We start from the raw sequence: 7,203 nt of genomic DNA, 5'->3' as shown, positions 1-7,203 counted from the left end.
GTGACGAAGACGTGCTGCACGCCGTTGTCGTAGACCTCAACCGGGAGCATGGACCGCGCCGCCCCCAGTGCACGTAGCAGCGACGCTTCGTCCCCAAACGTCGCCACGGACGGGATGGGCTGATTCATCCAGCCGAATGTGATCCGGCGCCCGTCGCGGCGCAGTCGCACCGGCACGGTTCCCCGGCCCGTTTCCAGCCGGATCTCATCGCCCTCGAGCGGAGCACCAAGCACGAACGCGCTGCCGAGCACCGGATGCCCGGCGAAGGGGAGCTCGCGCCCCGGTGTGAAGATCCGGATGCGCGCGTGCCCTCCGGCGCCGGGCGGATAGGCGAAGACAGTCTCGGAGAAGTTGATCTCCCGGGCAAGCTCCTGCAGGCGCGCGTCCGGAATTTCGCGCGCGTCCGGAAAAACGGCGAGCTGGTTTCCGGCCAGCGGACGGTCCGTGAAAACGTCGCAGACGGTGTAGCGGTATGCACTCATAGCAAATCATTACCACACATGCTTGGGGGGATCAAGGCTGGCTGCCGGCCGTCCCCTCACGGTCGGGCGACCGGCAGCGCGAATCGTACGATGGCGCTACTCCCGAGAGGTATCGTCGGGCGCCACCGTGGCGGGCGGCGCCGGGGCCACGTTGAGTTCGACCTGGCCAAGCGTCCCGAAATTGCCGGGGTCCGCCCCACCTTCGTCTCGGGCGAACGCGGACGCTGCGGGGAGTAGAATGGCTGCCCCCAGAACCAAGGTGGCGAGCATTCTTAGCATCACCCTCCCTCCTTTCGTTCAGGATGGTTCCATGTTAGATCAACGCGGGAAGGAAGGGGATGAACCATCTCACAAATAGACCGTGATGCGCCTCACACGACACGCGCCGGCGCAGCGGTCACGAGGAAGGAAAGGCCACACGAGTCGACAGGAGGTCATGTCATTGTGGACGTTGGTCTGAATGTGGCCAATTTTGCCGCGCCTGGTGGGCCGGCACGGCTTCGCGCGGACTTGGCCCGCGTGGCACGTCGCGCCGAGGAAGCCGGGTTCGGGAGTTTCTGGGTCTGGGACCATTTCTTCTGGGATCAGTCACCGGTCGGCCCCGGCGTCACCGATCGCGAGATGATCGAAGCCTACACCACGCTCGGCTTCATTGCCGGTGTGACCACCACGATCAAGCTCGGCACGCTGGTCGCCTCAGTGACCTATCGTCATCCTGGCGTGCTGGTCAAGCAGGTCAGCACACTCGATCTGCTGTCGGGTGGCCGCGTCATCTTCGGCATCGGGGCGGGTTGGTTTGAGGAAGAGCATCGCGCGCTCGGCATCCCCTTCCCGAGCACGAAGGACCGCTTCGAGCGTTTGGAAGAGACCATTCTGATCGCCCTGCAGATGTGGGCCGACGAAGGGAAGTATGAACAGGCCCAACCGTTTCGCGGGAAGCACTATCAGCTCGACCGTACATTAAATGTGCCCCAAGCGCTCCAGCGTCCGCATCCGCCCATCTTGATCGGCGGCGGCGGTGAACAAAAGACGCTTCGTCTGGTGGCCCAGTATGCCGACGCCTGCAACCTCAGCAGCCGCTTGCCGACCGACCAACTCGTCCACAAGCTGGCGGTGTTGCGCGGCCACTGCGAGCGGCTAGGCCGTCCCTACGAGGCCATCGAGAAAACCCTGTATGGCCGCCTCAATGTCACCCGCGATGGGCGCGGCGGCGCGATGTCGGTCCCGCAGGCCCTCACGTATTGCCGGAGCCTCGCCGATCTGGGCTTCGACACCCTGGTCTTGGTGGATGATACCTTCAACATCTACGATCCCGCCGTGCTCGACCTGTGGGCCACCGAACTGCTTCCGGCCATCCACCAGATTCCCGTCGCCGGGCGCTAGTCTCGCCGGGAACGATGGATTCCAGCGTATCTGAAGCAGTGGGTGACGTGATCGTTGACCATGCCGGCGGCCTGCATAAAGGCATAGCAAATAGTCGACCCGACAAACGTAAACCCCCGGCGTTTTAGGTCTTTGCTCATCGCGTCCGACTCTCGCGTTCGGGCGGGGATCTCCTTGAGCGACTTCCAGCGGTTCTTCTTGGGATGCCCGTCGACGAACTGCCAGCTGTACGCGTCAAAGCTTCCGAACTCTCGCTGCAGTTCGAGGAAGGCCTTCGCGTTCCGAATCACCGACGCGATCTTGAGTCGGTTGCGAATGATCCCCGGATCACGAAGAAGCGCCCCCTGTTTCTTCCGATCGTAGCCCGCGATCTTCTCGGGGGAAAAGTTGTCGAACGCGGCGCGATAGTTCTCGCGCTTCTTCAAGACGGTGATCCAGCTCAAGCCCGCCTGAGCGCCTTCGAGGACGAGCAGCTCAAAGAGGCCCCGATCGTCATGGAGCGGCATCCCCCACTCTTTGTCGTGATATGGAACCAACAGGTCGCCGACCGCCCATTCACAGCGAACCACGGTCATGATCTGCCCCTTTGCCGAGCATCGTGGCGGGAACGCGCGCGGTATAGAATTGCCATGCGAAAACGAAGCCGGTCAAGATCAGGAAAAACGAGATACCCAAGTCTGGTCCAGCGGGAATCGGGCTGCCAGTTCTCGTCCACGCCCCGATGATTTTCGTGACCACGCCCAGAGTCAGGAACCACAAGGGGGCGAGGGAGCGCACATATCGATTCCTCCCCCATAGGTACCGGCCCACGGCCGCGGCGGCGATCACGCCGAAGATGACGTCCTCGATCTTGTGGGGCCAATCGTCCGGGAGGGAAAGTCCGTGAAAGATGCTGCCCGCCAGAATGGCAAACGTGGCGGTCCCGAAGAAGTTCAGGCCTTTGTGCATCTCCTCCCGGACGGACACGGGACGCTCCCCGGCTGTCCAAGGCGCAATCGGAGACGCCGCTGCCGTGGCGGCCGATGGGGACGGGCGTGGGGATGCCACCTCCTGGTCGGTCCCGGGCGTCAGTTCAATCACGTTTGGCACATGGTAAAACCACTCGTCGGCGGCCGCTTCAGCCTGGGCGATCTCGGCACACACTTCTCCCGACGCCACCACCGGTCCGGGATCACCGCTTCGGCTGCCCACCGCTCGTTTATGTCCCTTCCACCCCCAGCCGGCCCCTTCCCGATGAATGGTCGTGATGTACATGTAGCCCACGGCGGTTCCCTTCCGATGGAAAGAAAGCGCAGGCATTTCTGCTTCCCCCTCACGATCCGCCCACGACCGTCTTCGGAATATGCTTGGCCGTTCGCCTGCCGCCCCCCTCTTGGTAAAATACGATCGATGGGCTGCAAGATGATGCTGGTCTTAGAGCTTCTGCAGGGGAGGGGGGAACGCGGTGGGCCGGGAGTGGTTCCACAATGTTCGCGACGGAGGCATTCCCAGAACGCTGGCCGAGGGCGTCCGGGCGCGTATCTTCCCAGGAACGCACCTCATGCTCTCGATCGTTGAACTGGAGCCGTGGTCAGAGTCGCCCGTGCATGCGCATCCGAACGAGCAGTGGGGCGTGTGCCTCGAAGGCGAGTGGATCCGGATTCAGGACGCGCACGAGTATCCTGTCAAAGCAGGTGATTTCTGGGAGACGCCGCCGAATGTGCCGCACGGAGGGCGGACGCTGAGCCAGCGCTGTGTCATTCTGGATATCTTTGCTCCGCCCCGTGAGGAATACCGCCGCCCCGGCGTTGGACTGGGGGCCGCCGCCGTCCGTCCCTCGTGTGCGGACGACGGGTAGCGCTGACCGCACCGGTTGCCGGCCCAGCCATGGCCTGGTGCGGGTCGAGCGCATCGCGCAGCCCGTCTCCCAGGATATTGAAGCTGAGGCTGACCAGAAAAATCAACATGCCCGGAACGGTCGCGACATACCAGGCGGTTGCCAGCACCGTCCGCCCCTGGCTGAGCATGGCTCCCCATTCGGCAGTGGGCGGCTGAACGCCCAGACCCAGAAAGCTCAGCGCCGCGGCGAAGACAATCGTCTTGCCGGTTTCAAATGTGGCATAGACGATCACCGGCGACACGGTGTTGGGAAGGATGTGCCGCGATATGATCCGTGTACTGCTCGCGCCCAACGACCGCGCCGCCTCGACGAACGACCGCTCCCGTAAGCCGAGCACCGCCGACCGCACCAGGCGCGCGAAGCTGGGAATCGCGACGATGGTGATCGCCAGCATCGCATTGTAAATCGACGGTCCCAGCGCCGACACGATCGCCAGCGCGAGCAAGATCGCCGGGAAGGCGAACAATACATCGAGTGCTCGGGTGATGATCTGGTCGACAGGGCCTCCATAGTAGCCCGCGATCAATCCCACGGCGGTTCCACCCACCGCCGAGAGGACGACCGGAACGACGCCGACGATCAGCGAGATCCGGCCGCCCCACATCACGCGGCTGAGAACGTCGCGGCCCAGCTGATCGGTGCCCAGCAGGTGACCGACGGTCCCCGGTGGCGACAGGCGAATCCGGGGATCCGCACGGGTCGGATCGTACGGAGCGAGTCGAGGCGCCAGCACTGCCGCAACGGCGACCACCACGATGACCCCGAGCGCCGCGACCAGCACCTGATCCCAGCGCAGCCGCCTCCACACCAGCGCGCTGAATGCGCGGCCATCGTCACGCGGTCTATTCCCGCCCGGGGCGGCTGCCATCCTCGCTGCCGACGTGTTCGCGCTACGTCCCGTACCGAATCCGCGGATCGAGTACGGCGTAGAGCACGTCGACGAATAGATTGATGAAGACGAACATGGTGGCGACGAGTAAGACCCCACCCTGAACCAGCGGCAGATCGCGCGCGCCAATCGCATCGTACAGCTGCAAACCGAGCCCCGGCCACGAGAAGACGGTTTCGACCAGGATCGATCCGCCGAGGAGGTAGCCCACCTGAATGCCCATGAGCGTCACGACCGGCAACAGTGCATTGCGCAGCGCGTGATGAACAACGACTCGTGCTTCGGTCAGGCCCTTCGCGCGCGCCGTCCGGACGTGGTCGTCGTTCAACGCTTCAAGCAGGCTGGAGCGCGTCATCCGTGCCAGCACCGCGGCAGGAACGTCACAGAGGGCGAGCGCGGGAAGCGTGAGATGCCAGAGCAGGTCGGGGATTCCGGCCGGCCCCCGTAATGAGTGCATTCCATTGGACGGGAACAGCCGAAAGTGCAGCGAAAGAATCAGAATGAACACCAATCCCAGCCAGAACGTCGGCATGCTGTTCCCGAACAGTGCCAGCACCATGGACGCGCGATCGACGAACGAGGATTGGTGCGTGGCCGAGAGGATGCCGACCGGCACGGCGATCGCGAGCGCCAGCAGCGCGCTGGCGAGCGCGAGCACCAGCGTGTTCTTGAGCCGGTCGCGCACCATCTCGGTGACCGGCGCGGCCAACTGAATCGATCGCCCGAGATCTCCCCGCACCGCCCGGCTGAGCCAGGTGACGTACTGGACATAGAGCGGGCGGTTCAGGCCCAGGCTCTGACGAATCAGCTCCACCTGGTCCTTCGTAGCCTGCGGTCCGGCCAGCACCTCGGCGGCATCGCCCGGTATGATCTTCATCGTGAGGAAAACCACCAGCGACACGCCGATCAACACCGGAATCGTCGCGAGCGACCGCGCGACGACAAAACGAAGCATCTCAGGCGATCGACACAGTCCGGAAGGTGAACATATACGAGTTCGGGTTGATGTAGCCTTTCACTCTCTTGTTCCAGGCGCGGGCCGCCTTCTGATTCACGACGAAGATCCAGGCGGCGTCGTCGACGGCCTTTTGCTCGACCTGAAAATAGAGCCGCTTGCGCTGCTCGGCGTTGGTGGTCTCCCTCGCCTTTTTCAACAGCGCATCCACCTCCGCATTGCTGTACCAGCCCGGATTCGTGTTCCCATTGGGCGGCTGGAGGTCGGTCCGAAACATCCGCTGCAGATTGACGAACTCGTCGACGCTGAACCCCACCTGAAGCGCGTTCACGTCCTTTTGCACGCCGTTCGCCATATTGTTCTGGAAGGTTTGGAATTCTTGCTGGACAAACTTCGCCTCGATCCCGACGTCCTTGAAGTTCTGCTGAATGAACTCGTTCATCTGGACGCCGAATGGGGAGCCGGCGCCGCCGGCCGGTATCCAGACCTCGAGCGGAAGGCCCTTCGGAAATCCCGCGTCGGCCAAGAGCTGCTTGGCTTTCGTGGGGTTGTAGCCGTAGCCGGTGATGTCCGGATCATAGCCGGGCGTCCCCGCCGCATGCGTCCCTTTCGCTGGGACGGCGAGTCCTCTCATCACGTCGCGCGCCAGCGTCTCGCGGTCGATCGCCCAGCTCATCGCCTGACGGAGCTGAAGCTTCGTTGTGGGGGGGTACTTGTGGTTGGGAATGTAGCCCCAGGTATTCGGAAGCTGCGCCAGTTCGAGCACGAGACTCGGGTTCGACCTGACGCTGTCTATGCTGTCTGGGTTGACCGCGTTGATCCAATCGACTTCGCCGGTCTGGAGAGCGGTCACTCGTGTGACCGCCTCGGGCAGGGGGCGCACGATGAAGCCGTCGATCGCCGGCGCGCCTGCCCAGTAGTCCGGATTTCGCTCGAAGGTGACCTTCACCCCCTTCTCGCGGCTGACGTACTTGAACGGTCCGGTACCCACCGGGTGGTTGGGATAATCCTCGTTGCCGTACTTCTGAATGGCGGTCGGGCTCGCGATCGAATAGGTGCCAAACGCCAGCACCGGCAGGAAGTCGGCAAACGGGTCCTTGTGGACGATGCGGATCGTGAACTTGTCGACGACGACGACGCCGGCGAGGTTGCCGTAGCCGAGCTTGAGACTGCCGGCGCCGGCCTTGTTGTAGTATTTATGGTTGGGATCCGAATCGCGATCGATGTTGAATTTCACGGCCTCGGCATCGAGCGCCGTGCCATCGTGAAACTTTACGCCCTGACGCAGCTTGAAGGTGTAGGTCTTCGCATCCGGCGAGACCTCCCACGATGTGGCGAGATTCCCCACCAGGGGCTGGTTCGCCTTGACGGTCATGTCGCGGTCGACCAGACGGTCGTAGATGTTGTGCAGCAACGTGCGGGTCACCGCGCCGCGGTCGATGTCGTTGTCGAACGCGCCCGGCTCGGCCTCCCAGCCGGCGATGAGCGTTCCGCCGGACTTCCCCCCCGTCGTGGCGGCATCCGTGGAGCGCGCGGCGAGAAGCGCTCCGCCGGCCCCAAGCGCGAGCGAATGGAGGAAACGACGACGGGTGATCGAACGGCCCACGGGAACCCC

At 63.6% G+C, this 7,203-nt stretch carries 9 protein-coding genes; 2 read left to right on the top strand and 7 right to left on the bottom strand.

Features of this window, described 5'->3' with window-relative positions; all coding sequences use genetic code 11:
- On the bottom strand, nucleotides 1-482 hold a 482-nt coding region (locus VFP86_01615; protein HET8998323.1), incomplete at its 3' end, for a PhzF family phenazine biosynthesis isomerase.
- 96 nt (nucleotides 483-578) lie between these two features.
- On the bottom strand, nucleotides 579-761 hold the full coding sequence (locus VFP86_01610; GenBank protein ID HET8998322.1) for a hypothetical protein: 183 nt from the start codon (nucleotides 759-761) through the stop codon (nucleotides 579-581).
- Between the two features lie 165 nt (nucleotides 762-926).
- Between VFP86_01610 and VFP86_01605 the strand changes: the two genes are divergently transcribed.
- Nucleotides 927-1,865 carry an LLM class F420-dependent oxidoreductase gene (locus VFP86_01605; GenBank protein HET8998321.1) on the top strand — a complete coding sequence of 313 codons (939 nt, stop codon included), beginning with the start codon at nucleotides 927-929 and terminating at the stop codon, nucleotides 1,863-1,865.
- Here VFP86_01605 and VFP86_01600 read toward each other — a convergent pair.
- Both VFP86_01600 and VFP86_01595 read right to left on the bottom strand, forming a co-directional pair.
- Nucleotides 1,862-2,440, bottom strand: a complete 579-nt coding sequence (locus tag VFP86_01600) for a DNA-3-methyladenine glycosylase I (protein HET8998320.1) — start codon at nucleotides 2,438-2,440, stop codon at nucleotides 1,862-1,864. The genes VFP86_01605 and VFP86_01600 overlap by 4 nt on opposite strands.
- Entirely contained in the window at nucleotides 2,421-3,164 is a 744-nt protein-coding gene (locus VFP86_01595; GenBank protein HET8998319.1) for a hypothetical protein, read from the bottom strand. Before VFP86_01595 ends, VFP86_01600 begins: the two co-directional genes overlap by 20 nt.
- Before the next feature lie 241 nt (nucleotides 3,165-3,405).
- Between VFP86_01595 and VFP86_01590 the strand changes: the two genes are divergently transcribed.
- Nucleotides 3,406-3,702, top strand: a complete 297-nt coding sequence (locus tag VFP86_01590) for a cupin domain-containing protein (protein HET8998318.1) — start codon at nucleotides 3,406-3,408, stop codon at nucleotides 3,700-3,702.
- Here VFP86_01590 and VFP86_01585 read toward each other — a convergent pair.
- Genes VFP86_01585 through VFP86_01575 form a run of 3 tightly spaced genes read right to left on the bottom strand, consistent with a single transcriptional unit; the run spans nucleotide 3,602 to nucleotide 7,194 of the window.
- Complete coding sequence (locus VFP86_01585) at nucleotides 3,602-4,612, bottom strand: ABC transporter permease (GenBank protein HET8998317.1); 1,011 nt, start codon at nucleotides 4,610-4,612, stop codon at nucleotides 3,602-3,604. The two genes, VFP86_01590 and VFP86_01585, sit on opposite strands and share 101 nt — an antisense overlap.
- A gap of 22 nt (nucleotides 4,613-4,634) precedes the next feature.
- Nucleotides 4,635-5,588, bottom strand: coding sequence for an ABC transporter permease (locus VFP86_01580; protein HET8998316.1), 954 nt, complete (start codon nucleotides 5,586-5,588; stop codon nucleotides 4,635-4,637).
- A 1-nt stretch (nucleotide 5,589) separates the two neighbouring features.
- On the bottom strand, nucleotides 5,590-7,194 hold the full coding sequence (locus tag VFP86_01575) for an ABC transporter substrate-binding protein (GenBank protein ID HET8998315.1): 1,605 nt from the start codon (nucleotides 7,192-7,194) through the stop codon (nucleotides 5,590-5,592).
- Between the last annotated feature and the right edge of the window lie 9 nt (nucleotides 7,195-7,203).

This window comes from bacterium (assembly GCA_035703895.1).
GTDB lineage: Bacteria > Sysuimicrobiota > Sysuimicrobiia > Sysuimicrobiales > Segetimicrobiaceae > Segetimicrobium.
The sequence above is the reverse complement of the archived record's forward strand: the minus strand, read 5'-3'. Positions and strand labels throughout refer to the sequence as shown.